This window comes from Stenotrophomonas thermophila, from assembly GCF_001499715.1.
In the GTDB taxonomy this organism is placed as follows: domain Bacteria; phylum Pseudomonadota; class Gammaproteobacteria; order Xanthomonadales; family Xanthomonadaceae; genus Stenotrophomonas; species Stenotrophomonas hibiscicola.
Genome location: NZ_CVIW01000056.1, coordinates 111194 through 134859, shown reverse-complemented (window position 1 = coordinate 134859; position 23666 = coordinate 111194). Strand labels below are relative to the sequence as shown.

Here is a 23666-nt window from a genome sequence, read left to right as displayed (position 1 = left end):
GCGCCTTGGAACCCGGCTGCCACGGACGGCGGCCTCAGTGCCCGTAGAACACTTGATCATTGGGGCAGAAGAACGTGCGCCGCCGCGTGGTCCCCATGTAGAGCTTGCTGATTGGGCCACCGCACAGGGGACAGACCTTCTTCGTGTGCACCTGCCAATGCTTCTTCAGTTCGAAGCGCCGCTTCCATTCCAGGAAGTCGAAGCTGTAGGCGCGCGCCTGTTCGATCAGCGCGGTAAGCCTGCGTGGCGGCAGGTCGCCCAAGCGGGTGGCGGGATGCACGCCTATCCGGAACAGCACCTCGTTCTTGATGATGTTGCCCACGCCGGCAAAGACCGCTTGGTCCAGAAGCGCGTCACAGACCATGACGTCCGGCAGGGCCTTCAGCTTGCGCCGGGCCAACTTCGGATCCCAGACATCGTTCATGACGTCCGCGCGCCAATCGTAGACATCGTCCAACGGCTCGTCGATCAGCCGCACGGAACACGCATAGAAGTTCAGCTCGCCATTGTCGAACAGCAGGGATACACGCGCCGGGGTTGGCTTCCGTTCGTCGATGCGCCAGCTGCCGAACATCATCAGGTGGATGCGCAGCGTGTGGCGGCTGAATTCCAGCAGGAAGTGCTTGCCCCAACTGCGGACCGCCTTGACCCTTCGGCCCTGCAGCGGCGACAGGTCGATGCGGCTGTTTCCGGAGACGGTGCGGACCACGTGCCCTTTGAAATGGCTAGTGGCTTCGCGCAGCAGTACGATGGAAGGACCTTCAGGCATGGGCGTTCTCCTGCAGCAGCGCCTGCAGGCGCAGTGCGTTGCCGGTGGCATGGCCCAGTGCTGTATTGTCCAGTACGAACCAGGCCGGCCGTTGCGCATCAGCTTCGCGCCGCAGCCCTTGCGCCAGTTCCGCCAGGGCCTGTTCGCTGTACGCACTGCGATAGATCTGCGGCTGGCCGTGCCAGCGCCAGTAGCTCCACGCACGATCACCGCCGGGAACCGCTGCCGCCGGCACTCGTGCCGGATCTGCGGCTACCCGTGCAACACCATGCGCGCTCAGAAGCGCATCCACTTCCGGCGTGAACCAACTGGGGTGGCGCGGCTCGCACGCCACATCGGCCTGGGTGCGCGCGCGCAGGCCCCGCAGGAATGCGCTGGCCGTGGCCGTGTCGTACACCAGGCTCGGCGGCAACTGCAGCAGCAACGGACCGAGCTTTTCACCCAGCTCCAGCACGCCTTCAAGGAACCGCTCGAGCGGTTGCATTGGGTCGCGCAGCCGACGCTCATGACTGATCTCTCGCGGCAGTTTCACCGCGAACCGGAAGCCCTCCGGCACGCTCGCCGCCCATCGCGCGTAAGTCTTGGGCTGGTGCGATCGATAGAAGGAAGAGTTGATCTCCACCATCGACAGGCGTGTGGCATAGCGCTGCAGTAGGCTGTCGCCCGCGCCGAACGCTTCCTGATCCGCCCGCGGCAGCGACCATCCCGCACAACCGACGCGTGCTGGGCCGGACGCAACCGGGGCGGCTGTGGCCTTCATCGTGCCAGCTGCCCGTCTGGTTCGATGATGCCACCCGCGCTTGCTTCCGTCTGCGATTGCGAGACCGACAGTAGTCGATCCAGGGCACTGGTGCCCGACTGCAGCGCCGAGGCGCTGCGCACGAAGCCGGTCCAGTCGGAAATGGCGATCTTTCCCAGCGCGAGCTCATCCACCCGCACGCTGCGCATTCGCCAGCGCGGAAACTGTCGGCGACCCACCCTGCCCCGGTTCAGTTCGACGATTCCGCTGTGGCTGCTTGCAGCCAGAATGCGCGTGTACACCGCCTTGACCCCTGCCTCCGGGCCTTCCAGGTACTGCAGGAAGCGCGAGCCATCGAACAGCAATGTGCCGGTGACATCGGCGGACTCGTTGAACTGCACCGCCTCCGCCACGAGTTGCTGCAGCCGCTGTTCCGTCAGGTTGCGGGAGGCTTCACTTACATAGGCAATCGCTCTGAAGGGCATGGCACCACCGGTTGTTGCAGACCGCTCTACCTTAGCCACACCGATCGTACGCGCGGTGAGACCGGTGTGGAGGCTGCGTCGAACTGTGGCGTGTACCTTCCGCATCGCGTTGACGCACGGTTGGGCCGCGGAACGTGTGTCTGCCACTGTGCGCACGCGTGCAGGGATGTTCGTGGAGGACGGATGAGGAATCAGAGCCTTCCGGATGACACGACGTTGGCGGTCATGCCACCGCCGTCTAGCGCCGGATCTGGAAGATGGTCGCTGCCGCCAATGAGGCGGCTGAACCCAAGGAGACTTTCCATGGCCAACCAGAACCAGAACCAGGGCACCAGCAACCGCGGTTTCGCTTCGATGGACGAGGACAAGCAGCGCGAGATCGCCGCCAAGGGTGGACGTGCCGCGCACGAGTCAGGCAACGCCCACGAATTCAGCTCGGAAGAAGCACGCGAAGCCGGCCGCAAGGGCGGCGAAGCAGTGAGCCAGGACCGCCAGCACATGGCTGACATCGGCCGCGAAGGCGGCCAGAACAGTCGCGGTGGCGGCAACCAGGGCGGCAACCAGGGCGGCGGGCAGCAACAGCAGGAACGCGGCGGCGGCAACAACCGCGGTGGCCAGCAGCGCTGATCGGCGCTGAAACCCGTTGCATCCCTTCGTGGGCGGACGTGATGTCCGCCCACTTTTGTACGCCCCACGCGGCTCGGGGCGTTGCAACCGGAGCGCCGCGAACGGGCGCCCCGGCTTCTTTCACGGCTCGCGTGGCGGCAGGTCCAGTGCACCTGCACCCGGGCCTGCCCCCAGCTCGGCCCCGGTGGCCGGCCGCGCTTCCGGGTCGGAGAGCGTGCGCAGGGTCATGGCCTGCACCGCCGCTTGTTCGCGCGGGTCCAGGTCCACCGTGCCGCCGCCGTCGCCACCATCCACAGCGGCCTGTGCGTCGCGGTCGCTGACCCGCTCCCAGAGCTCGCCGCTGTTCCAGCTGCCCTGCAGATCGTCGGCGCCGTCACCCTGCGACATGTCCATGTACAGATCGGTGAACGCCGGATCCCCCGGCAGCTTGCCCGGTGGGAAGTTGGGCTGGATGCTGTGCAGCGCTTTCTCGAACGACTTCATGTGCGCGATCTCGCGGGTCATCAGGAAGCGCAGCGCATCCTTGATGCCCGGGTCGTCGGTAACGTTGATCAGGCGCTCATACACCAGCTTGGCGCGCGCTTCGGCCGCGATGTTCGAGCGCAGGTCGGCGGTGGGGTCGCCGATCGAGTCGATGTAGGCGGCTGTCCACGGCACCCCGCTGGAATTGACCAGCGCGGGGCCGCCGCCGTACAGGATCTGTTCGGTGTGGCTGGTGCTGTTCTGGCCCAGCAGCCGCATGTCCTCGGCCTCGGCAAGCCCTTCGGACTGGATCGCCTTGGGCCCGCGGTTGAGCATGGCGATGATGGTGCCGATGATCTCCAGATGACTGATCTCCTCGGTGGCGATGTCCATCAACAGGTCCTTGCGCCCGGGATCGCATTCGCCAAGTCCCTGGGTGAAGTAGCGCATCGCGGCGGCTAACTCGCCCTGTGGGCCGCCGAACTGTTCAAGCATGAGGCTGGCGAGCTGCGGGTTGGATTCGCGGACGCGCACGGTATACATCAGTTTCTTGTGATGAAAGAACATGAGGGCTTCTCCGGTGGCTGGTGTGGGCTGGCTTAGGGGTCAACGCTTGGCTTGGGCGCCGGGCGTTTCGTCACGGTTGAGGAACGCTCCGACCAGCCCGTCCTGGTGGTCCTCCAGCCAGCGCGCCATGGCAACCTCTTCCTGCAGGATCTGGCCGCACACCGCCGCAATGTCGGGCGCGCCAGCGCGCTCGGCAGCGATCACCAGCGCCCTGTACGTGGCGATCTCGGTGTTCTCGAAGCCAAATGAAAGGCCCACGCTCTTGACCACCTCGTCTTCCATCAGCGTGTTGCCGGCGGCGTGGATGGCGGCGGTCATGCTCGCGAACAATCCCTTCGCGGTGGGCACGCTTCCTCCCAGCGCCTCAATGCACTGCCGCAGTGAGGCGGACTGCCCCTGCGTCTCCTGGACGTGCTGGCTGATGCGTGCGGCAAGCTGGGGATAGTTCTCGATCCGCGAAGCCATGGCCTTCATCATGGTCTCCGCTTCCTGTTCCATGGCGTAGGCGTCCTGCAGCCACTTCAGCAGGCGCTCGCTTCGGGCGGTGTTCTGGTCTGCCATCTCGATCTCCGGTGCGGGGCGACATGCCTCCGGAGACATCGTGGAGCGAGCGCAATCACCGCGTTGTCGGGCGATGTGAGCCGCCGCAGGTTGGCATTGCACGCAGCGCTGATGCAGCGATAACATCCGCACCCCGGACTGGACCCGGGGCGCCCTCAGGTCGCCAGGGCGCTCGATGCGACCGCGCCCACCCTGGTGCCCCGGGGGCGGGTGTCCGAAGCGCCCCCGCCGTCCGCTGCCATCACGGCCTGCATCACGCGGTGTTGAGCGCGGTGCCCACCCCCGTCCACGCCCACGACATAGACAAAACGGCCATCAAATTTGGCCTGTGCGCCTTCAAGGGCATCGTCGGCCTGCAATGCCCGCTTCAGCGACTTCATCCATGTCCGTTCAGGCGTACGGTCCAGTTCCACGACAATGGCGGCGCCGCCACAATCGAGCGGCATGCACTCGATACGCAGCACGCCTGGAGAGGCCGCTTCGTTTCCGGATAGAGGCATGGCAGAAACTCCGATACAGGGGTCGGCGGCAGTATCCACAGCGCATGCCAAGAAGCCGTCAACGAAATCCATAAGGCCCTCCACGCCTCCTCCACGAGGTTGGTCACGCGCGCAAGGCTTCGCGCCGGACTGACAATGCGCACGCAGGATCTTGATGCAGCACAGCAGAAACTGATGTTCCCAGGACAACACAGGCATGTACGCATGCAATCCGCAATGAGCCAGCGCAGATGCAACCTGCTGCTGGTGGAAGACCAACTCGACCTGGCCGCACTCATGGAGCACGCCCTTGAGGACGTCGGTGATCAGGTGACGCATGCCTACAGCGTGTTCGACGCTCTCGGGCTGCTGGACACCCAGCGATTCGACGGCGCGGTGCTCGATGTCGAACTCCGCGACGGTGTGGTCTTTCCCGTCGCTGATCGCCTGGCAGAACTCGGCATCCCCTACCTGTTCGTCTCTGCGGTCTACGACCAGCTGGTGCCGCAGCGCCACCGGCGCGCGGCCTTCGTGGCCAAACCGTTCCATGTGAGTCAATTGCAGGACACGGTTCGGCGCGTGCTGGGCGATACCTGCGCGCAGCCGCCCGCGCATTGAATCCATGCAACCGTCACCCCAGGTGCGGGGCTACCACCAGGCCCAGCTGGCGCAGCGCGCCACCACGTGAGAGGCCATCCCAGTTGCCGTGCGCGACGCTGCGGATCTCGGAGGCCTCAACCCACAGCAATCGCATCGACCAATAGGGAAAGAACCTGCCGGAAACCCTGCCGCGGCCCAGCTCGATCAGCTCGCGATGGCTGCGGGCACTGAGAATACGGCTGTACACCACGTTGATGCTGTCTTCCGGCCCCTCGATGTACTGCAGGAAGCGGAGCCCGTCATAAAGAAGCACACCCGTAACGCCGGCTTCAAGGTTGAAGCGGGCGGCGGCCCTGGCGAGGTCATCCACATGGTCCATGGAAAGCCCCGATGTCGCCTCACTTGTGTAGGCGACTGCACGGAGGGGCACATTCGTTCCTTCTGGCGCAGGAAATTTCCTGCACTTCAATGATCGCCGCGCAGATGTAGGCAGGGATGAGGGGTTCAATCGCCGCGCTACCAGTGCCCTCCCCCGAGCTGCACGCTGCGATAACGTGTCGGCAGGCGGGAGCTTCTGCGCTCCCGGCCGAGCAGTTCAGCGCCAACAGCGTTCACGGCTGTAGATGGTAATGGGCGCAGGCGCCAGCGGCCACATCACTCGGCTGGAAGCGTGGCCTGCCCATGAATACCCTGTGCGGTGATCCTCACCCGGTCAGCGCGGGCGCCTCGCTCTAGCCCTCACGCACTGGAGAAGCTCCCACAGCCAAGGCAGCACCACCAGGCCAGACGCCGGCAGCAGGACCCACCACCAGATCCCGGGTGCTGCCGGTTCCACACTGAGCGACCATCGAGGATGGGCCTGCCAGGCCACCCAGGCCAACAGGACCCACGGCGCGGCATCCAGCACACTATGCACATGCTGCTCCGCCGGACTGATGCGTCTACGGCCGTCTGCGCTGACGGTGTCCAGGTAGCCGGCGATTGCGTGAGCAATGACCAGAAGCGCCAGGAGCGTGACCAGCGACAACGTGTTTTCCAGCAGCAGCCACGCCAGCACGCCGCTGCCGATCAGAAGCAGCTGCACCCCATGCAACAGGCTTTCGCGCATCGCGGAGGTGTGTGGAAGGTCGGTCCGGCGGTGAAAATGGAAGTCCAGCGAACCGGCCACCAACCACAGTGCGTACACACAGCCCACGACAATCGCACTCATGGCGCCACGCTCACGGTGTCAGAACGATCTTGCGGCAGTCGTCATCCTTGGCATCAAACATCGCATAGCCCTGCGCTGCATCGGCCAGGCGCATCCGGTGCGAGATGATGTCACCCGGGTCCAGCTTTCCTTCCATGATGGCGTCGAGCAGCTCCGGCATCAGTCCCTGCACGTGGGTCTGCCCCATCTTGAACGTCAAGCCCTTGTCGAACGCGTCGCCCAGCAGGAAACCGTGGATGAAGCCGGCATAGACACCGGGGATGCTGACCACGCCGCCGCGGCGGGCCGCGGCGATGCACTGCCGGATCGCCACCCCGCTGCTGCCTTCCAGTTTCACGGCGGTCAGCGCTGACTCCAGCGCACTGCCTTCGGCCTCGAAGCCAACGGCCTCGATGCAGGCGTCTGCGCCCCGCCCGCTGGTCTGGGTCAGGATGTAATCGGCCGGGTCCTCGATCTCCGTGAAGTCGATGGGGGTCACCCCGTAGGCGCGACGCGCGTAGTCAAGGCGGTAGCGAAGATGGTCCACCATGAAGATGGTCTCGGCCCCCAGCAGCCGGCAGCAGGCTGCGCTCATCAGCCCCACCGGCCCCGCACCGAAGATGGCCACCGTCGAGCCGGGCTTGACCCCAGCGTTCAGCGCGGCCTGGTAGCCGGTGGGCAGGATGTCCGAAAGGAACAGAACCTGCTCGTCGGCCACGCCTTCCGGGATGCGCAGCGGGCCTACATTCGCCTTCGGCACGCGTACAAATTCGGCCTGCCCGCCGGCCACGCCGCCATACAGATGGCTGTAGCCGAACAATGCGGCCGGAGGCAGTATGCCCTTCTGGTTCAGTGCGGCGCCCTTGCCCGGATTGGTGGTCTCGCAGGCGGCATACTCGGCCAGCCGGCAGTGGAAGCACTCGCCACAGGCAATCACAAACGGGATCACCACGCGATCACCGGGTTTCACCTGGGTCACGCCGCTGCCGACCTCTTCCACCACGCCCATGAATTCGTGGCCCAGCACATCGCCATCGTGCAGGTCAGGAATCTTGCCCCGGTACAGGTGCAGGTCCGAACCACAGATGGCGGTGGCGGTCACCCTCAGGATCAGATCATCCTCGGCCGCCAGCACCGGGTCCGGCACGGTCTCGACGCGCACATCCTTGCGGCCGTGATAGGTCAATGCCTGCATCGCGGTTCTCCAGAAAGATCGGAACACCAGCATCGCAGGGCAGTCCCCCCGCTGCGGTGACATCCTGGTGTGCGCGGCGTTCATTCCGCGGCGTCGTGGCGTTAACCCGGCGCGGTGCAGGCTTCAGGTTCTCGTCGCAGGAGCTGCTCATGAACGACAAGTTGCCTTTCAATCCAACCACGGACGTGGACGATCAGTCGAAGGCCCACACGCCGGACAAACGTCGCAACGACCAGGCCAGGTGGAAGGACCACGACATGCCCGACGATGGGGACGGCCCCAAGGCGGTACCTGAAGACTACGAGCGGCCGGATCCAGACCCGACAGGCAAGCGTTGAGCCCGCCTCACATCCTCGATGCGCAGTGATCACGAGCCCTGCGCTCCTGCCCGCGCATGCTTCCGCACGGTCTCTGGAACAGCTGATCGAGGTGTTGCATGTGGAAACGCAACGGTCTCTCGCTGGTGCTGCTTGCACTCACCGTCGTGTTCATCGTTGGGCAGGCAGTTGCGGGGCACCATGTCCACAACGAGGAGTTGACGCAGCACGGGCGCGCGCCGATCGATCTATGGCACTACCTGGCGACCGGCCACTTCGTCAGCGCCACATTCGAGAACTGGGAGAGCGAATTCCTGCAGATGGGCATGTATGTTCTACTGACCGTCACCCTTCGCCAGCGTGGCTCGGCTGAATCGCGGCCGTTGGATCCTGCACAGGAGCAGAGCCGCGTCGAGCCAGGACCCACGCCCTGGCCGGTGAGGCGTGGCGGCGTCTGGAAGGTGCTGTACGGTCATTCGCTTGCAATCGCCTTCGGGCTGTTGTTCCTGTTGAGCTTCACGCTGCACGCGTTGGGAAGCTGGCGAGCCGAGCAAGCCGAGCAGCTGTTGCGGGGCCTGCCCGCACCCGGCTTCCTGCAGCACCTGGCCAGCAGCACATTCTGGTTTGAATCGATGCAGAACTGGCAGAGCGAATTTCTCGCCGTGCTGTCCCTGGTTGTACTGACGATCTTCCTGCGCCAGAAGGATTCACCGCAGTCCAAGCCGGTCGAGGCCCCGCACGCACAGACAGGTGATTGAGCCATGGGACAGGATCCATCGACGGCCTTGCTGATCATCGACATGTTCAGCCGTTTCGACTTCCCCGGCGCGCAGGATCTTGCGCCCGTTGCGGAGCGGGCGGCCAGACAGATCCGGCGTTTGAGAGACCACTTCGATGACCGCAGGTGGCCGGTCATCTATGCCAATGACAATTTCTCCGACTGGAAGCGCGACTTCCGACAACAGGTTGCGCAGTGCAAGCGGGACGGCGGCGCAGCCGGGCGGATAGCCGACCTGCTCTCGCCCCTGCCCGATCACTACTTTGTACTCAAGCCCAAGCACTCGGCGTTCCTCGCCACCCCGCTGCCGGTCCTGCTGGCCAAGTTGGGCGTGCGCCGACTTTGGCTCAGCGGGATGACAGCCGATTCGTGTGTGCTGGCAACCGCGTTGGACGCCAACGCCAGGGAGTTCGACGTCGTCTTGGCAAGGGAGGCCGTGGCGGGGGTACCGTCACAGAAACAGCGGGCAATGGCGCTGCTCGCCGATTCGGGAGCAGCCCGGGTGGCACGAATTGCTTCTCTGGTGCCGGCATGACCGGCGGGATGGAGCAGTATTCGGCTCAAGCCCGGTCTGCGACACCCTTTACACCGGCATGACCGGCGCAATGTGCGCAGCAGAAAATCTGGCCGTTTCCCTGGACACCGTGTCCGATGACGGCGCAATCGCAGTGGGCGCAGCGCGGGGCGAACGCATGGATCGCGCATTCGAAGGAATCGAACGTGCCGCTACGCCCGCCTTGCTGTACGGTGAAGCTCTTGTCGTAGTCGTTGCCGCAGACATCACAGGTAGCCATCGGGCACCTCCTGCTCTGGAAGGAGCCTGCAGTGTGGCCATCACGGATGTCGGCGGCAGTGAAAGCACCGTGTCACGACTGTACAGGATCTTCACGCGGAGAGCGGCATGGCACCTGCCCTGCATCGTCCGTCCGGACCCGTCCAACGAACCGGCACGCCAGCGTGATCTGCACGATGCAGTGATCGCGGGCAGTGCGGGTTGACTGGAACTGCAGGAGATGACTGCTCGCCCGTAGCGTACGTTGGCAATCCCCTTGCGTTATGCGGCAAGGGCGTACGGCTCCACCAGTCCCACCAGCAGATCCATTGCCGATTGCCCACCGGCCGACGTATCGCCACGCTGCACGAAGCCGATCCAGTCCGCGTGGGCCAGCGACTTCAACTGCCCGGGCTCTACCGCAAGCCAGCGCATCGGCCAGAACGGCAGGCGCCGGTTGCCCACCCTGCCCCGCTGCAGCTCCACCAGCCCTGCGTGGCTGGTTGCGCCCAGCACACGCGCGTACGCTACCCGTAGCCCGTCCTCCGGTCCCTCCATGTACTGGAGAAACCGCCCGCCATCGAAGAGAAGCACGCCGGTAACGCCGGCGTCCCGGTTGAAACGTGCGGCGTCGTCGACCAGCTGGTCCAGCCTGTTGCCCTCTTTGCGCCCGTTGTCGCCCACAACAGTGGGGCTGGCTTCGCTGACGTATACCACTGCCCTGATAGGCATCGGTTGCTCCTGTGACGAATCCCCCCAGATTCCGATGGCCTCACCGTAGCCCATCCGAGGACCTGGGATGTTCCCATCGTGTGTATTCCGTGATCCGATCGCCACTATCCGACCAGCGGTGCACCTTTCCTCGGCGTGTTCAGGATCCGCAGCCGGTCGTCCTTCTGTGCCGGCACCGCACGTTCGGGGAGACGCATGCCAGTGCCAGGCTCACGCCCTGTCCGCTGCCCACGCGAGGTCGAACGTCAACGCGAGGCGCTGGCCGGGCTCCAGCCGGTGCGGCGCCAGCGTGAAGCCGTCCGGCGGGCCGCTCTGCGGCTCCACACAGGTGGCGTGCGGCGTGCCGTCGTAGATCACCCAATGGTCGTGGTCCGAGCGCAGCCGCAGGTGCTGGCCTTCGCGTATCAGCGTGATGTCACTGTCGGCGATGAAGCAGTCATCCCAGGGACCGGTAGTGGGAGCCACACAGGGCAGCGTGGCAATACCTTCCCCGTCCCGCGGGTACATCGCACGAGGCGTGAACAGCAGCCGGTCCGGCTTCCGGAACCAGGGATGCCAGCCCAGCACCGCCGGCATCGCCTGCTCGCCGGCCTGGACCGAAAGGCGCATCTGCAGGGCGTGAGCCTGCAGCTGCAGGTCCAGCATGGCAATGCCACCAAAGGGCCAGTAGCCGTCGCGCGGCAACGCCAGCGACAACCTGGCTGCCGCCGTATCCAGCCGGTCGATCTGCCACGGTCGCGAGAAGCCCAACCCATGAATGGCGTGCCCGTCGAAGTTGAGCGGCAGCCGATGCGGCCTGCCGCCAAAGTGGAACGTTCCATGGCGGATGCGCCCGGCCCAGGGCACCATCGGGTAGCAGCCCCAGGCGATCGCAGCCACCCCGCCCTCCTGCGCATCCACCAGCCACTCCACGCCCCGGTAACGCAGGTGCGCCACGCGCCCGCCCGCCCCTGCGGCGAGCGCAACCTCCAGTTCGCCGCATCTCAGCCAGTGCAGTTCACCGGCCGGCAGCGGGGCCAGCGCGTCATCCACCGGCAGCATGCGCTCAGGCCCCATACGGATTGATCGTGCGGATGCTTCCGTCCGGCTCCATGTGCAGCGGTGTGCACTTGGCCGAGCGCAGGTGGGTGATGCCGCCGGACATCAGTGCATCGTGATAGAACAGGTACCACTGCCCTTCGAACTGGCAGATGGAGTGGTGGGTGGTCCAACCGACCACGGGGGTGAGGATCACGCCAGCGTAGGTGAACGGGCCATACGGGCTGTCGCCGATGGCGTAGCACAGCTGGTGGGTGTTGCCAGTGGAGTACGACAGATAGTAGCGACCCTGGTACCTGTGCAGCCACGGGCCTTCGAAGAAGCGGCGCGCATGGTCGTCCGCACGCAGCGGCTGGCCATGCTCATCCAGGATCTGCACTTCGCGGGTGGGTTCGGCCAGCTCGGTCATGCAGGCGTCCAGGCGGCCCACGCGCGGCCCCAGCGCCGGCGCGCTGCCCTCGGGTTCCTCGTGGGCCTCGCTGTACTGGTTGTCACGATACTTCTGCAGCTGCCCGCCCCAGATGCCGCCGAAGTACAGGTAGTGGCTGCCATCCTCGTCTTCGAACACGGCAGGGTCGATCGAGTACGCGCCCTTGATCGGCTCCGGCTGGGGCACGAACGGGCCCTCCGGCCGCGTGCCGATCGCCGCGCCGATGCGGAACCGGCCCTCGGCGTCCTTGGCCGGGAAGTACAGGTAGTAGCGCCCATCGCGGCAGGCGGCATCGGGGGCCCACATCTGTTTCCGCGCCCAGGGCACGTCGCGCACGTGCAGCGCCATGCCGCAATCCACGGCCGTGCTTTCGGGCGTATCCATCTTCAGCACATGGTAATCCTGCATGCCGAAATGGCCACCTTCGTCGTCGAACGGCTGGCCACCATCGATGTCGTGCGACGGATAGATGTACAGGCGCCCCTCGAACACGTGCGCCGAAGGGTCGGCGGTGTAGATGTGGGTCACCAGCGGTTGCGAAATGGCGTGCGCGGTGAGCTGCGCAAGACGGGCTTCGCTGGCCTGGCCGTCTTCGCCGGCATGGAGGTCGATCATGGTTGTCATCTTGGCCTTACGCGGAAGCGTCGGCGGAACGGCGACGCAGGTGGAGGTCCTGCTCGATGCGGGTCTCGGTGCGCTTGTCGATCCTGTAGAGGAACAGCAGCGCCACGGCGAGCAGGAAAGGAAGGGAGCAGTAGACGCTTACGGTCAAGCGGATGCCCTGCACCACGCCCTCAGGCTGCTGCGCCAGTCCTGCCTGGTAGCCGTAGTGGGCAAGGATCGCGGCGACCAGTGCGCCGCCGACGCTGAGGCCGATCTTCAGCCCGCACAGCATCGCCGAGAAGATGATCGCGGTCGCCCGCCGATGGTTCTTCCACTCCGAGTAGTCCGCGACGTCGGCGATCATCGCCCACAGCAACGGGATGGTGATGCCATAGCAGAAGCCATGCAGCATGAAGGCAGCAAAGGCCACCGCCACGCCCGTGGGTGGAAACAGGTAGAAGGCAAGCAGGAACAGGGTCGAGACAAACAGGGCGCCACCGAAGACGTCGCGCTTGCCGAAGCGATCCGCCAGCCGTCGTGATGCGCCGATGCCCAGGATCATGCAGAGGATGCCGCACGCGTTGAACAGGCTGAACGCCGAGGTGGCCGCGTCCTTCGGCCAGGTGAACGCCGCGAAGCCGGCGCTGGCCAGGGCAGCATTCAAGGCGCTGATCAGGCCGTTGAAGCCTGAGCCGTCCAGGAAGCCGGCCAGCGCGGCTGCACTCATGTAGTACTGGAAGTAATAGATGTAGGTGCCGCCCTTCAACGCCAGGTTGATGAATACCAGCACGGTCAGGGCCAGCATCACCTGCCACGGGCGGTTGTGCAGCAGGTCCGACAGGTCCTGCAGTACGCCCCCGGTCTGCTCGCGCGTCGGCACGATGCGCTCGCGGGTGGTGGCGAACGTGATCAGGAAGAACGCCGTGCCGATGATGGCGAATGCGGTCATGACCTGCTCGAAGCCGCGCACCCGGTCGCCATCGCCCAGGATCAGCACCAGCGGCATCAGCAGCACCTGGATGATGAACTGCGCGACCATCACAGCCACGAAGCGGTAGGCCGAGAGGCTGTTGCGCTGGGCCATGCTGCCGGTCAGCACGCCGCTCAGCGCCGAGTACGGCAGGTTGTTCGCGGCGTAGACGCAGACCAGCAGCGCGTAGGTGGTCAGTGCATAGATCACTTTTCCGCGCTCGCCCAGGTCCGGGGTGCTGAACGCCAGCAGCGACAGCACGCCGAACGGAATGGCTGTCCACAGGATCCATGGGCGGAAGCGGCCCCAGCGTGTGGATGTGCGGTCCGCCGCGATGCCGATCAACGGCGTGAACACGAACGCACCCAGCAGGCCCACCACGAAGATGATCGTGGCCGCGGTGGCAGCCGGCAGGCGGTAGACGTCGGTGTAGAAGAACGCCAGGTAGGTGATCAGGGTCTGGAAGATCAGGTTGGCGGCGAGATCGCCCAGGCTGTAGCCGAGCTTCTCGCGGACCGATAGCGCGTGTTCAGTGCTTGCCATGCAGCGGACGTCCTTGAAAAGGAATCTGGTCGAAGCGGAATCGATGCCGGCGGGGATGATCAGTCATGCGCGGGCACCACGGTGAACCTGCCCTGCGCACGTATATCGGCGCTGGACGCCCCCACCCTGACCTCATAGGCACCGGGCTGCACCGCGTACGCCGCGCGCGCTTCGTCATAGTGGCGCAGGGCCTGCGCCGCCTCCAGGGTGAACGTCACCGTGCGGCGTTCGCCCGGGGCCAGCTGGACGCGCTGGAAGCCACGCAGTTCCTGCACGGCGTCGCCGCTGCCAGCGTGCTCGCGCCGCACGTACAGCTGCACCACTTCGTCACCGCTGCGGGTGCCCGCGTTGGTCACATCCAGCGCCACGCCCAGGCGGCCATCGGCACGGACACTGTCTGCATCGAGGCGAAGCGTTCCATAGTCGAACCGCGTATACGACAGACCGTGACCGAACGGATACAGCGGCGTGCCGCGGAAGTAGCGATAGGTGCGGCCCTCCATGGCGTAGTCGTCGAATGCCGGCATCGCTTCGCCGGCCTTGTAGAACGTGACCGGCAAACGGCCGGCGGGATTGACGTCGCCAAACAGCGCCTGACCGACTGCGGTGCCGCCGCGTTGCCCGGGGTACCAGCTCATCAGGATCGCCGGCAGATGCGCCTGCGCCCAGTCCACGGCGATGGCCGAGCCACCGGTAAGCACCATCACCACCGGCTTGCCGGTGCCGTGCAGGGCCTCCAGCAGGGTGCGCTGCGGCGCGGGCAGTCGCAGGTCGGTACGGTCGCCAACGGCAAAGCCCGGATAGTTGACCGTCATCTCTTCGCCTTCGACATCGCCGGTGAGTCCACCAACGAATACCACCACATCGGCCTCGCGTGCGGCATCGAGCGCTTCATCGAACGGCGCCTTGGCACCGGGCATGCGCCACCCCAAGCGCACGCCGGCATCGCGCTGGTCGTCGTAGTACTCCAGCTTCAGGTCATAAGTACGCCCGGCCTGCAGGTCGAGTTCGACACCCTCGGCATGCAGGCGATCCGTGTTCACCCAGTGATCGATCACGCGCTTGCCGTCCAGATACAGGCGGTAGCCATCATCGCCGGCCACCTCCAGCCGGTAGCGACCGGACGCGGGGGGCAGCAGCTGGCCGCTCCAGCGGATGCTGAAGCGGTCGTTGGGAATCCCCTGCCCCGGTGCCGCTTCGCCGCGTGCCAGCAGGTTATCGGTCGGCGAGCCGCGGTCCCAGCGGAAGCCGATCTGCGCGTCGGTACGCACCAGGGCCGGAGTGCCGGACAGGTCGGGCGTGCGGAAGTACTCACCGCGCAGGCCGCGCTCGGGCGACTCCGCCGAGGGCCGCAGGTAGGTCGGCTCGATCAGCGGTGTGGCGCCGGGATCGTCGCGGCCCTCCACCAGGTCGACGCCGCGGGCATAACGCACTTCAACGCCCTTGGCCGCCTCGCGTATGCCCTGCAGGATCGTCACCGGCGCCGCCGGTGTGCCGAAGTAGTTGCCGAGCAGTGCCATGGTGTCGTCGGCAGTGGGTCCGACCACGGCAATGCGCTTGATGTCGCGCGACAGTGGAAGGATGCCGTCGTTCTTCAGCAGCACGAGCGATGCCTGCGCGGCCTTGAGGGCCAGCGCATCATGGGCCGGCGCCTGGTTCACCGAGGCCGGAATGCGCGCCCAGCGCACCCGCTCCGGCGGATCGAACATGCCCAGGCGCATCCGTGCGGTGAACAGGCGGGTCACCGCATCGTCGATCTCCGCCTCGCTGATCAGCCCTTGGCGCACTGCGGCAGGCAGCGTTGCGTACTCCTGGCCGCATTCCAGCTCGGTGCCGTTCCTCACCGCCAGCGCCGCAGCGGCTTCGCGCGTGGTGACGATACGGTGGTGCTTCCAGATATCGACGATGGCCCAGCAGTCCGAGACCACGTAGCCCTTGAAACCCCAGTCGCGTCGAAGCACATCGTGCAGCAGGAAACGGCTGGCACTGGCGGACTCGCCGTACACGCGGTTGTAGGCGCCCATGACCGCATCCACTTCGCCTTCCTTCACCAGCGCTTCGAACGCCGGCAGGTAGGTGTCATACAGGTCGCGCCGGCTGGGCCGTGCATCGAAGTGATGGCGGTCGGCCTCCGGTCCGCTGTGCACGGCCAGATGCTTGGCGGTGGCGTCCAGCTTGCGGTAGACGGGGTCGTCGCCCTGCAGGCCACGTACGAAGGCCACGCCCATGCGCGCGGTGAGGTAGGGATCCTCGCCGTAGGTTTCCTGCCCGCGGCCCCAGCGCGGGTCGCGGAAGATGTTGACGTTCGGCGACCAGAAGGTCAGGCCCTGGTAACGGCCATGCGCGCCTTCCCGGAGGAACTGGTGGTGCTTTGCGCGGGCCTCGTCGCTGATGGTCGTGGCCACCTGCCCCATCAACGGTACATCGAAGGTCGCGGCCAGGCCGATTGCCTGCGGAAACACCGTGGCCTGCCCTGCCCGTGCGACGCCGTGCAGTCCCTCGTTCCACCAGTCGTAGGTGGGTACCCCCAGCCGTTCGATCGCCGGCGCGGCGTTCTGCATCTGCGCGGCCTTCTCTTCCAGCGTCATCTGCGCGACGAGTGCCGCGGCCCGTTGCTCGAAGCTGGCCGAAACGTCCAGCCAGGGCCGCGGCGCAGCCGCGGACGCGGCGGCCGCCACACAGGTCAGTACGAACAGGGCGATCCCACCGCGCCAGGTACGGCGGCGGGCCTTGGACGAAATCGACAGCCTCATTTGCTTCTCCCGTTGCGCTCGTCGCGCGCGAAAGGACCCAGCAGTGCGCCCACGAAGCCGCCTGCCCGGTCCGTACTCAGGACGGTGCCGTCCACCTCGCCTGCGAGCAGTTGCCAGCCCTGCCCATCGCCAGTGTCGAACGAGAACGCATAGTCGCCCTCGTTGCCGGCAATCTTCAGGCGCAGTGCTGCAGGCACCGGTACTTCACGGCTGGCCAGCGTCCGCGTGCTGCGGCCACCGTCGCGCGCTTCGAGGAAGAGCGAGAGGCGCCCCCCGCCAAGGTCCCGAACGCCAAGGAAGTACCAGTACGCCTCGCTCTGGAACGCCGCCAGACCGGCGGCGACTCCGGAAGCTGGCGGGGTCATCGCGGTGCTCGCCTCGAAGCGCAGATGCTGCTGGCGCCGGCCGAGAAACGCCGGATTGCGCAGCGTGTCCAGATCCTCGGCGAGCGGGTGCACGGCCAGATTGCCGGGGCGCTTGTGCAGGTCTGCCCAGGCATGCCTGGGCACGCGCACGCGCAGCCACTGGCGATCGAGCGTCGGGCCATCGAAATTGTCTCGCGCTACGAAATTGCCGGTCGACGGGGCCTGGGATGCCTCGCCCTGCATCCATGACGGCGCCTTGGCCACGTAGGGAATGGCCTGATCGGTCGGCAGGATCTGCGGCCAGCCATCCTGCCAGCGCACCGGCAACAGGTAGGTCTCGCGCCCAGTGTTGTAGTGGCGCTTCTGATAGTTGCGGCTGGCCAGGAACACCGCCCACCACGAGCCATCCGGGCCTTCGACCAGGTCGGCGTGGCCGGCATTGGTGATCGGAAGCGGACGGTCGTCCGGCAGTTCGCGCTGGGTCAGGATCGGATTGCCCGCATAGGGAACGTAGGGCCCCCACACCGCGCGGCTGCGCAGCACCACCTGCGAGTGCTGCGGCCCGGTGCCTCCTTCAGCGTCGGACAGGTAATACCAGCCCTCCCGCTTGTAGATGTGCGGTCCCTCGATCCAGATCGGATTCTTCGCCGGCTCCACGCCTCCATCAACCAGTACCCGGCGGGGCCCGACCGGCTTGAACGCCGCCAGATCGATCTGCTGCATCCAAATGGCGCGGTGCCCGTCATAGCGCGGCGGACCGGGCGGTGCATCGTTGTTGATCAGGTACACCTTGCCGTCGTCGTCAAAAAACAGTGATGGATCGATGCCATCGATGCCGGGCAGCCAGTGCGGATCGGACCACGGCCCGGCCGGGTCGCGCGCGGTGGCGATGAAGTTGCCACCGCTGTCGGTAGCGGTGGTGACGACGTAGAAGGTGCCGTCACGGTATTCGATGGTGGGCGCGAAGATGCCGCGCGAGACGCTCAGCCCGTCGAAATCCAGCTGCGTGGGGCGGTCAATCACATTGCCGATCTGCTTCCAGTGCACCAGGTCGGCACTTTCGAACACCGGAATGCCCGGGAAGTAGGTGAAGCTGGAATTGACCAGATAGAACCGGCCGTTCGCGCGCACGATGCTGGGATCGGCATGGAAGCCGGCCAGGACGGGATTGCGGTAGTGGCCGGCCGGCAGCGGCACTTCAAACGCCTGGTCATCGCCGCGGTACTCGAACCAGTCGAAGTACACCGGCGGAGCGTCCGGCGGCGCGCTGGACCGGGCGGCTGCGGCCGACAGCAGGCACAACGCCCCCAGCAGGCGGCGCGCCATCGACCTCAGGCCGGCCCTGTCGGGGGCCAGAGGGAACTTCGTGGACAGCGTCATCATCGTCGGGCCTCGGCTTCGGCAATGGGAAGTTCGAACGGGCCGGCCGGTGCCCCGCTGCGATCGCGCAGCGTGCACACCGGGCCATCGGCCCAGCAGTAGCGGACGTGCGTTGCGTGCGTCGACCGTGGGCCGCGCAGCAAGATCCGGCGCCCATCCAGTTCGGCGTCGCCGTAGTCGCAGTGGCCGGTATCACCCCTGGTCTCGCACAGTTCAAAGCCAATCGGTCGCAGCGCACCGGTTGCGGTGAGCGCGCCTTCGACATCCTCGAACGCGATGGACACGCCCGCGGGCGTCCGCACGGCCGTGACCGCCCGCGGACCTGACGGTGCCAGATCCTGCTCGCCGTACACCACGTGGCGGGCCACGCGCGCCAGGCGGCGCCCGAGCTCCTGCTTGTTCGGCGGGTGGATGTCGTAGGCATCGCCGATGTCGATGGCAATGGCGAGTCCGCTCCGCGCATCCTCGGCGGCGACGCGCCGCTGCGCCTCGCGCACCTGCGCCCAACCGCTGTCGGCAGGCGCAACCGGCGGCTGGCCATAGTTGGCCAGCTGCACGAGCAGCAGTGGCGTGCGTGCACCGAACTGACGCCGCCAATCGTCGCGCAGCGCACGCAACCGCGCCGCGTATGCCGCGCCATCACCGGTGTTCGATTCACCCTGGTACCACAGCATGCCGCGCAGCCCGAAATCGCCGAGCGGTGCGATCATTCCGTTGTACAGCGTCGACAGCCCGGTGGCCGCCTGCCAAGGGGCAAACGGCGGCGCCTGTTGGCCCGGCCCAACCCGATACATCCATGGTCCCTGCAGTGGCACCCGCTCGCCGGAATCGAACTGCAGGCCGTGTGCCGTTGAAGGACCGGCCAGGCCGCCTTCCCCGTAGGTGTCCAGCACGTTGACCGCAATGCTGTTGGATCCTGCCTTCAGCAGGCCATGTGGCAACGGGTAGCGCCTCTCGCCGGCGCCGTACTGGCTGCCGACGGCGACCCCGTTCACCCAGGTCACGTCCACCTCGTCGGCCGATGCCAGCTCCAGGGTCGCGCCGCGTGCGGCCTGTTCAGCGCTCAGCATCACCTGCGTGCGATACCAGACCATGCCGTTGTAGTCGGAAAGTGCGGGCTCGTTCCACCGCTCCCATGCGCCCAGTGTGGCCGGTGCGCGCGACCATCCGCGGTCATCGGCATCCGCCCGCCATGGGGCGTCGCCAGGCAGCGTGCCCTCGCGTGTGGCCCACCAGTGCTGCCAGTAGCGGCCCCAGGCCGCGCGTGCCTCCAGCGGATCACGCGCAGACCGCGCGAGGATATCGAGGGCCTCATCCAGGCCGCCCTGCCCGCGCAGTGCACCAACGCTGGTCCAGGCCTCGATCCGCGAGCCACCCCACGCCGCCTCGATCAGCCCCATCGGCACGTCGACCGTGCGCTGCAGTTCGCGCGCGAAGTAGAAGCAGGTGGCGGAGAAATCGCGCACCGCATCAGGCGTTGCCGATGTCCAGGCAGTGCTGTCGCTGAAGGTCTCCTGTGCCTGCACGGCGGCGTGCTGCGGCACGGTGAACAGCCGGATCCGTGGCATCGTGGCCGAGGCGATCTCGCTGGCAGCGTTGAGCGAGCGCCACACCGGCAGCTCCATGTTCGACTGGCCCGAGCACAGCCACACGTCGCCGACCAGCACGTCGCGCGCCGTCTGCCGGCGCGTTCCGTCGTTTACCTCCAGCGTGTAGGGACCGCCAGCGGCGACCGGGTACAGCATCGCCTGCCAGCGGCCTGCGGCGTCCGCCCGGCTGCTCACCGCCTGCCCCGCAAACGTCACGGAAACCGGCTGCCCAGGCCTTGCGTGCCCCCAGACCGCAATGGGCCGGTCACGCTGCAGGACGGCGTGATCCCTGAACAGCGGATGCAGCAGTCCTGTCGTCTCCCGCGCCGCGGCCGGCATCGCCACTACTGCCGCAGCCATCATCAACAGCACACACCCGACCGCTCCGAACCTGCTCATCGGCCATCCCCCGGTGCGAACGGAAACTGCAACGCCTGGTAGTACGACAATGGCTGCGGCGGGGGCCGTTCGCCGGCGGGCAGCGGCCGTCCGCTGCGTGACTGGAAGTACGCCACGCTGGCGTCACGCCACCATTGCGCTTCGTCGTGCTGGATCTGCAGGAACGCAGCAACGTGCCGATGCCGCTGCGGATCGATCCGGTCGCTCAGGCCGGCCCAGGTGTCCTGCATCGACCGCACCTGGCGCACACCCCGCGAATAGCGCCCGACCAGCTCATCCCAGAGCGTCCTGCCCGAGCGCATGCGGTGATCCCACGGCACATGATGGAACCACAGCAGCAGCGACTCGGGCACCCGCTCGGGGTCGCCATAGACCTCGGCGACCTGCGGGGCGTACTGGCCCACGGCGTTGCTTCCGCCGGCGCTGCGGTCAAAACCGATGCCCTGGCTGTCTGCGCGGTGGTAGTACACCGACGTCCAGTCCGCACGTGGGCCTCCGTCCACCCAGGGGCCGGGGCCGTAGTGATGGCCGCGTGCCATCAGGTGGTGCAGGCCCAGCGGCGTCATGTAATCCACTGCCGCCTCGCGCGAGTCCATCATCATCCGCACGATCGGGCCGGTCACCTGCGGGTCGGGCGAGAAGGTCAGCGCTGCCCAGTCTTCGGCAATCGTGCGCGCGGATTGCTGCGGGTTCCAGGCCAGCCGGCCGAAGGCGTACCAGTTGGCCTGGTCGAAGTGCGAGCCACTCCAGGTGCGGTCCACGCCGATGTTGGCGACGCCGGCGATACCGGTCAGTGCGTGGCCCTCCAGCGAGCCATCGATCACGCGGGCAACCGTGGAGCCTTCGCCACGGGCATGGGTGTCGGCCTGCAGCACTTCCTCGTAGAGCGCTCCCAGGTAGACCAGGTGCGTCGCAAAACCCAGGTATTCCTTGGTGATCTGCAGTTCCATCATCAGCGGCGTGCGTGGCATCGCGCCGAACAGCGGATGGAACGGCTCGCGCGGCTGGAAGTCGATGGGGCCGTTCTTCACCTGCACGATCACGTTGGGGCGGAAGGCACCGTCCAGCCTGACAAACTCGCTGTACGCCTGCTTGGCGCGATCTTCGGGAACCTCGTGCGAATACACGAAGGCCCGCCACATCACCACACCATTGTAGGGCGCCAACGCGTCGGCCAGCAGATTGGCGCCGTCGGCATGGGAGCGACCGTAATCCTGCGGGCCGGGTTGCCCCTCCGAGTTCGCCTTGACCAGGAAGCCGCCAAAATCCGGAATGCGCGCATGGATCTCATCGACCTTGTCGTGCCACCAGCGCCGCACAGCCGGATCGAGGGGGTCAGCCGTCGCCAGGCCGCCGAGCTCGATGGGCGCACTGAAGCGTGCGCTCAGGTAGACCCGGATGCCATAGGGGCGGAACAGGTCGGCCAGCGCGGCGGCCTTGGCCAGATAGGCCGGCGACAGGCTCATCGCACTGGCATTGACGTTGTTGAGGACGGTGCCGTTGATGCCGAGCGAGGCGTTGGCACGGGCGTAGTCGGTGTAGCGCGGGTCACGCCACTGCGGCAACGTCTGCCAGTCCCAGAGGGAGCTGCCTGCATAGCCACGCTCGACGTAACGATCCAGGTTATCCCAATGGTCGAGCACACGCAGTGCGACCCGCGGCGACTCCCGCACGTCCAGCCCCTGCAGCGGCATGCCACGCTGCAACAGGCGCAGCAGGTGGAACGTGCCATACAGCACGCCGACGTCCCGGCGTGCCGCCACCAGCAGCACATCGCGCCCCTCGGTCCGGACCTGCCGGATCAGGAAGCCCTCGTCGCCCAGCGTGGCAACCTCGTTACCGAACGCGGCGACCAGCGCCGAAGACTGCGGCGTACCCAGCACCAGGGCATGGTCAGTACTGATTGCCGTTCGCATTGGCGGCGCCGTTCCCAGCAATCCAGGGAGGCTGCGCGCAAGCTCGTCGCGGGTAGCGCGCTGCATCGGCGTGCAATCCGGGGCCACCACTTCGGCCAATTGCCGCCGGTAATCGGCAGCGACCGTTGCGGCAACCGGCTGGTAGCGCATCCACAGCCTGTAGCCATCCTCCGCCCGTGCACCGCCAGCACAGACCAGCAGTGCGAGCACGGCGCACAGGCGCGTGCCGACAGCACGCAACAACGGCGTTAACATGCGCCTTTGTAGACTACGTCCGGGCCCGGGGCAGCGCATCATCGTCCTTCGCACCCGCGCGGCAGCGCCACCAAGAACAAAGGGATCGTGCATTGGACAAGCCGAAGAAATCGGTTCGCCGCAGAACCGCAGGCGTGACGATCGACGAGGTTGCGGCCCTTGCCGGCGTTTCGCCGATGACCGTGTCGCGGGTGATCAACCAGGGCAAGGTGCGCGACGTCACCCGCGAGCGCGTGCTGCGCGCCGTGCGTGAGCTGGGCTATACGCCCAATCTTGCCGCCAGTTCGCTGGCTGCCGCACAGCACACGCGCATTGCGCTGATCTACACCAACCCCAGCGGCGCCTACCTGCGCGAACTGCTGGTGGGCCTGCTGCGCGTCGCCTCCAGTTCCGCCATCCAGCTGGTCATCGACTACTGGGACAACCTGGATGCCGACTCCGAACGCAGGGCGGCGCGCGCGCTCGCCGGACGCGTCGACGGGGTGATCCTGCCGCCGCCGCTCTGCGAATCGCAGGCCGCCGTAAGCGAACTGGTCAAGGCTGGCATTCCAGTGGTGGCCATCGCATCGGGTCGCCTGAGCGAGGCCCTGTCCTGCGTCCGCATCGACGATTTCAGTGCGGGCAGGGAAATGACCGAGCACCTGCTCCGGCAGGGACACACCCGCATCGGCTTCATCCGAGGGCGCGATGACCTGAGCGCAAGTGCGCTCCGCTACGACGGCTTCGTCACCGCCCTGCGCGAGGCCGGGCTGGCGGTGGACCCCGGCCTGGTCCAGCACGGTGACTACACCTACCGGTCCGGCCTGGCTGCTGCCGAAAAGCTGTTGTCCCAGCGCCGGCCACCGACCGCGATTTTCGCCAGCAACGACGACATGGGCGCCGCCGCCATCTCCGTGGCGCATCGGCGCGGGCTGGAAGTGCCGCGCGACCTGTCGGTCGTGGGTTTCGATGACACCTCGGCCGCCACCACCGTATGGCCGGAACTGACCACGATCCACCAGCCCATCGCCTCGATGGCCAACGCGGCCGTCGACATCCTGCTGCGCACCATCCGCCGTCCGGCGGGGGTCGCAACGGTGCTGCGCGATCATGTGATGCCGCATCGGCTGATCGCACGCGGTTCGGTAGCCGCGCCGCCCCGGTAGCGGTAGCG

At 66.6% G+C, this 23666-nt stretch carries 24 protein-coding genes; 6 read left to right on the top strand and 18 right to left on the bottom strand.

Translation table 11 applies throughout. The features are described from left to right. Window positions 1-34: 34 nt before the first annotated feature. The 3 genes from BN1263_RS17590 to BN1263_RS17580 are packed head-to-tail and all read right to left on the bottom strand — an operon-like array spanning window position 35 to window position 1993. Window positions 35-769 (bottom strand): DNA-formamidopyrimidine glycosylase family protein, encoded by a 735-nt coding sequence (locus BN1263_RS17590; protein ID WP_058982984.1) that lies wholly within the window; start codon window positions 767-769, stop codon window positions 35-37. Further along, complete coding sequence (locus BN1263_RS17585) at window positions 762-1529, bottom strand: DUF72 domain-containing protein (protein ID WP_058982982.1); 768 nt, start codon at window positions 1527-1529, stop codon at window positions 762-764. The genes BN1263_RS17590 and BN1263_RS17585 overlap by 8 nt, the downstream gene beginning before the upstream one ends. Continuing rightward, window positions 1526-1993, bottom strand: coding sequence for a BLUF domain-containing protein (locus tag BN1263_RS17580; protein WP_019659714.1), 468 nt, complete (start codon window positions 1991-1993; stop codon window positions 1526-1528). Before BN1263_RS17580 ends, BN1263_RS17585 begins: the two co-directional genes overlap by 4 nt. A gap of 303 nt (window positions 1994-2296) precedes the next feature. Here BN1263_RS17580 and BN1263_RS17575 point away from each other — a divergent pair, with 303 nt between their 5' ends. After that, window positions 2297-2620 (top strand): KGG domain-containing protein, encoded by a 324-nt coding sequence (locus tag BN1263_RS17575; RefSeq protein ID WP_058982980.1) that lies wholly within the window; start codon window positions 2297-2299, stop codon window positions 2618-2620. Window positions 2621-2740: 120 nt separating this feature from the next. Here the strand turns inward: BN1263_RS17575 and BN1263_RS17570 are convergent, their stop codons facing one another. From BN1263_RS17570 to BN1263_RS20960, 3 genes are all read right to left on the bottom strand, one after another. Further along, the gene (locus BN1263_RS17570; protein WP_019659716.1) at window positions 2741-3649 is read right to left on the bottom strand and encodes a manganese catalase family protein; all 909 of its coding nucleotides are present in this window, start codon (window positions 3647-3649) and stop codon (window positions 2741-2743) included. Window positions 3650-3688: 39 nt separating this feature from the next. Beyond that, window positions 3689-4210, bottom strand: a complete 522-nt coding sequence (locus tag BN1263_RS17565; RefSeq protein WP_019659717.1) for a ferritin-like domain-containing protein — start codon at window positions 4208-4210, stop codon at window positions 3689-3691. A 155-nt stretch (window positions 4211-4365) separates the two neighbouring features. Then, on the bottom strand, window positions 4366-4782 hold the full coding sequence (locus BN1263_RS20960; RefSeq protein ID WP_260832994.1) for a hypothetical protein: 417 nt from the start codon (window positions 4780-4782) through the stop codon (window positions 4366-4368). Between the two features lie 132 nt (window positions 4783-4914). Here BN1263_RS20960 and BN1263_RS17555 point away from each other — a divergent pair, with 132 nt between their 5' ends. Beyond that, the gene (locus tag BN1263_RS17555) at window positions 4915-5307 is read left to right on the top strand and encodes a response regulator (protein WP_058982978.1); all 393 of its coding nucleotides are present in this window, start codon (window positions 4915-4917) and stop codon (window positions 5305-5307) included. Between the two features lie 13 nt (window positions 5308-5320). On the opposite strand, the gene BN1263_RS17550 is transcribed toward BN1263_RS17555, so the two are convergent. The 3 genes from BN1263_RS17550 to BN1263_RS17540 form a co-directional block, all read right to left on the bottom strand. Beyond that, entirely contained in the window at window positions 5321-5719 is a 399-nt protein-coding gene (locus BN1263_RS17550; protein ID WP_080398872.1) for a BLUF domain-containing protein, read from the bottom strand. Between the two features lie 282 nt (window positions 5720-6001). Continuing rightward, window positions 6002-6499, bottom strand: coding sequence for a hypothetical protein (locus BN1263_RS17545; RefSeq protein ID WP_058982975.1), 498 nt, complete (start codon window positions 6497-6499; stop codon window positions 6002-6004). Window positions 6500-6509: 10 nt separating this feature from the next. Further along, complete coding sequence (locus BN1263_RS17540) at window positions 6510-7673, bottom strand: zinc-dependent alcohol dehydrogenase (protein WP_058982974.1); 1164 nt, start codon at window positions 7671-7673, stop codon at window positions 6510-6512. 149 nt (window positions 7674-7822) lie between these two features. Between BN1263_RS17540 and BN1263_RS17535 the strand changes: the two genes are divergently transcribed. The 3 genes from BN1263_RS17535 to BN1263_RS17525 all read left to right on the top strand — a co-directional run bounded on the left by BN1263_RS17535 (window position 7823) and on the right by BN1263_RS17525 (window position 9303). Beyond that, the gene (locus tag BN1263_RS17535) at window positions 7823-8011 is read left to right on the top strand and encodes a hypothetical protein (RefSeq protein ID WP_019337695.1); all 189 of its coding nucleotides are present in this window, start codon (window positions 7823-7825) and stop codon (window positions 8009-8011) included. Between the two features lie 98 nt (window positions 8012-8109). Next, window positions 8110-8748: a DUF6766 family protein gene (locus BN1263_RS17530; protein ID WP_058982972.1), complete on the top strand. Its 639-nt coding sequence runs from the start codon at window positions 8110-8112 to the stop codon at window positions 8746-8748. A gap of 3 nt (window positions 8749-8751) precedes the next feature. Next, entirely contained in the window at window positions 8752-9303 is a 552-nt protein-coding gene (locus BN1263_RS17525; protein WP_058982970.1) for a cysteine hydrolase family protein, read from the top strand. 25 nt (window positions 9304-9328) lie between these two features. Here the strand turns inward: BN1263_RS17525 and BN1263_RS20275 are convergent, their stop codons facing one another. The 9 genes from BN1263_RS20275 to BN1263_RS17485 all read right to left on the bottom strand — a co-directional run bounded on the left by BN1263_RS20275 (window position 9329) and on the right by BN1263_RS17485 (window position 22513). Continuing rightward, window positions 9329-9562, bottom strand: coding sequence for a metallothionein (locus BN1263_RS20275; protein ID WP_080398871.1), 234 nt, complete (start codon window positions 9560-9562; stop codon window positions 9329-9331). A gap of 260 nt (window positions 9563-9822) precedes the next feature. Beyond that, on the bottom strand, window positions 9823-10272 hold the full coding sequence (locus BN1263_RS17520; RefSeq protein ID WP_058983065.1) for a BLUF domain-containing protein: 450 nt from the start codon (window positions 10270-10272) through the stop codon (window positions 9823-9825). 210 nt (window positions 10273-10482) lie between these two features. Continuing rightward, on the bottom strand, window positions 10483-11328 hold the full coding sequence (locus tag BN1263_RS17515) for an aldose epimerase family protein (RefSeq protein ID WP_058982968.1): 846 nt from the start codon (window positions 11326-11328) through the stop codon (window positions 10483-10485). Further along, entirely contained in the window at window positions 11318-12355 is a 1038-nt protein-coding gene (locus BN1263_RS17510) for a glycoside hydrolase family 43 protein (RefSeq protein ID WP_058982966.1), read from the bottom strand. The genes BN1263_RS17515 and BN1263_RS17510 overlap by 11 nt, the downstream gene beginning before the upstream one ends. 16 nt (window positions 12356-12371) lie before the next feature. Beyond that, the gene (locus BN1263_RS17505) at window positions 12372-13856 is read right to left on the bottom strand and encodes an MFS transporter (protein ID WP_058982965.1); all 1485 of its coding nucleotides are present in this window, start codon (window positions 13854-13856) and stop codon (window positions 12372-12374) included. 59 nt (window positions 13857-13915) lie between these two features. Continuing rightward, window positions 13916-16609, bottom strand: a complete 2694-nt coding sequence (locus BN1263_RS17500) for a glycoside hydrolase family 3 protein (RefSeq protein WP_058982962.1) — start codon at window positions 16607-16609, stop codon at window positions 13916-13918. Beyond that, a complete protein-coding gene (locus BN1263_RS17495) occupies window positions 16606-18300 on the bottom strand; it encodes a glycoside hydrolase family 43 protein (protein WP_058982960.1) in 1695 nt (564 codons plus the stop codon). Before BN1263_RS17495 ends, BN1263_RS17500 begins: the two co-directional genes overlap by 4 nt. Window positions 18301-18353: 53 nt before the next feature. After that, window positions 18354-20306 carry a sialate O-acetylesterase gene (locus tag BN1263_RS17490; RefSeq protein WP_080398870.1) on the bottom strand — a complete coding sequence of 651 codons (1953 nt, stop codon included), beginning with the start codon at window positions 20304-20306 and terminating at the stop codon, window positions 18354-18356. Window positions 20307-20338: 32 nt separating this feature from the next. Then, window positions 20339-22513, bottom strand: coding sequence for an alpha-glucuronidase family glycosyl hydrolase (locus BN1263_RS17485; protein ID WP_058982956.1), 2175 nt, complete (start codon window positions 22511-22513; stop codon window positions 20339-20341). A 92-nt stretch (window positions 22514-22605) separates the two neighbouring features. On the opposite strand from BN1263_RS17485, the gene BN1263_RS17480 reads away from it, so the two are divergent. Beyond that, window positions 22606-23658 (top strand): LacI family DNA-binding transcriptional regulator, encoded by a 1053-nt coding sequence (locus tag BN1263_RS17480; protein WP_058982954.1) that lies wholly within the window; start codon window positions 22606-22608, stop codon window positions 23656-23658. Window positions 23659-23666: the final 8 nt, after the last annotated feature.

Excerpts from the sequence above, each read along its gene's own strand:
- BN1263_RS17590 (WP_058982984.1), bottom strand. The coding sequence starts at position 769 with ATGCCTGAAGGTCCTTCCATCGTACTGCTGCGCGAAGCCACTAGCCAT.
- BN1263_RS17585 (WP_058982982.1), bottom strand. The coding sequence starts at position 1,529 with ATGAAGGCCACAGCCGCCCCGGTTGCGTCCGGCCCAGCACGCGTCGGT.
- BN1263_RS17580 (WP_019659714.1), bottom strand. The coding sequence starts at position 1,993 with ATGCCCTTCAGAGCGATTGCCTATGTAAGTGAAGCCTCCCGCAACCTG.
- BN1263_RS17575 (WP_058982980.1), top strand. The coding sequence starts at position 2,297 with ATGGCCAACCAGAACCAGAACCAGGGCACCAGCAACCGCGGTTTCGCT.
- BN1263_RS17570 (WP_019659716.1), bottom strand. The coding sequence starts at position 3,649 with ATGTTCTTTCATCACAAGAAACTGATGTATACCGTGCGCGTCCGCGAA.
- BN1263_RS17565 (WP_019659717.1), bottom strand. The coding sequence starts at position 4,210 with ATGGCAGACCAGAACACCGCCCGAAGCGAGCGCCTGCTGAAGTGGCTG.
- BN1263_RS20960 (WP_260832994.1), bottom strand. The coding sequence starts at position 4,782 with ATGGATTTCGTTGACGGCTTCTTGGCATGCGCTGTGGATACTGCCGCC.
- BN1263_RS17555 (WP_058982978.1), top strand. The coding sequence starts at position 4,915 with ATGCAATCCGCAATGAGCCAGCGCAGATGCAACCTGCTGCTGGTGGAA.
- BN1263_RS17545 (WP_058982975.1), bottom strand. The coding sequence starts at position 6,499 with ATGAGTGCGATTGTCGTGGGCTGTGTGTACGCACTGTGGTTGGTGGCC.
- BN1263_RS17540 (WP_058982974.1), bottom strand. The coding sequence starts at position 7,673 with ATGCAGGCATTGACCTATCACGGCCGCAAGGATGTGCGCGTCGAGACC.
- BN1263_RS17535 (WP_019337695.1), top strand. The coding sequence starts at position 7,823 with ATGAACGACAAGTTGCCTTTCAATCCAACCACGGACGTGGACGATCAG.
- BN1263_RS17530 (WP_058982972.1), top strand. The coding sequence starts at position 8,110 with ATGTGGAAACGCAACGGTCTCTCGCTGGTGCTGCTTGCACTCACCGTC.
- BN1263_RS17525 (WP_058982970.1), top strand. The coding sequence starts at position 8,752 with ATGGGACAGGATCCATCGACGGCCTTGCTGATCATCGACATGTTCAGC.
- BN1263_RS20275 (WP_080398871.1), bottom strand. The coding sequence starts at position 9,562 with ATGGCTACCTGTGATGTCTGCGGCAACGACTACGACAAGAGCTTCACC.
- BN1263_RS17520 (WP_058983065.1), bottom strand. The coding sequence starts at position 10,272 with ATGCCTATCAGGGCAGTGGTATACGTCAGCGAAGCCAGCCCCACTGTT.
- BN1263_RS17515 (WP_058982968.1), bottom strand. The coding sequence starts at position 11,328 with ATGGGGCCTGAGCGCATGCTGCCGGTGGATGACGCGCTGGCCCCGCTG.
- BN1263_RS17510 (WP_058982966.1), bottom strand. The coding sequence starts at position 12,355 with ATGATCGACCTCCATGCCGGCGAAGACGGCCAGGCCAGCGAAGCCCGT.
- BN1263_RS17505 (WP_058982965.1), bottom strand. The coding sequence starts at position 13,856 with ATGGCAAGCACTGAACACGCGCTATCGGTCCGCGAGAAGCTCGGCTAC.
- BN1263_RS17500 (WP_058982962.1), bottom strand. The coding sequence starts at position 16,609 with ATGAGGCTGTCGATTTCGTCCAAGGCCCGCCGCCGTACCTGGCGCGGT.
- BN1263_RS17495 (WP_058982960.1), bottom strand. The coding sequence starts at position 18,300 with ATGGCGCGCCGCCTGCTGGGGGCGTTGTGCCTGCTGTCGGCCGCAGCC.
- BN1263_RS17490 (WP_080398870.1), bottom strand. The coding sequence starts at position 20,306 with ATGATGGCTGCGGCAGTAGTGGCGATGCCGGCCGCGGCGCGGGAGACG.
- BN1263_RS17485 (WP_058982956.1), bottom strand. The coding sequence starts at position 22,513 with ATGTTAACGCCGTTGTTGCGTGCTGTCGGCACGCGCCTGTGCGCCGTG.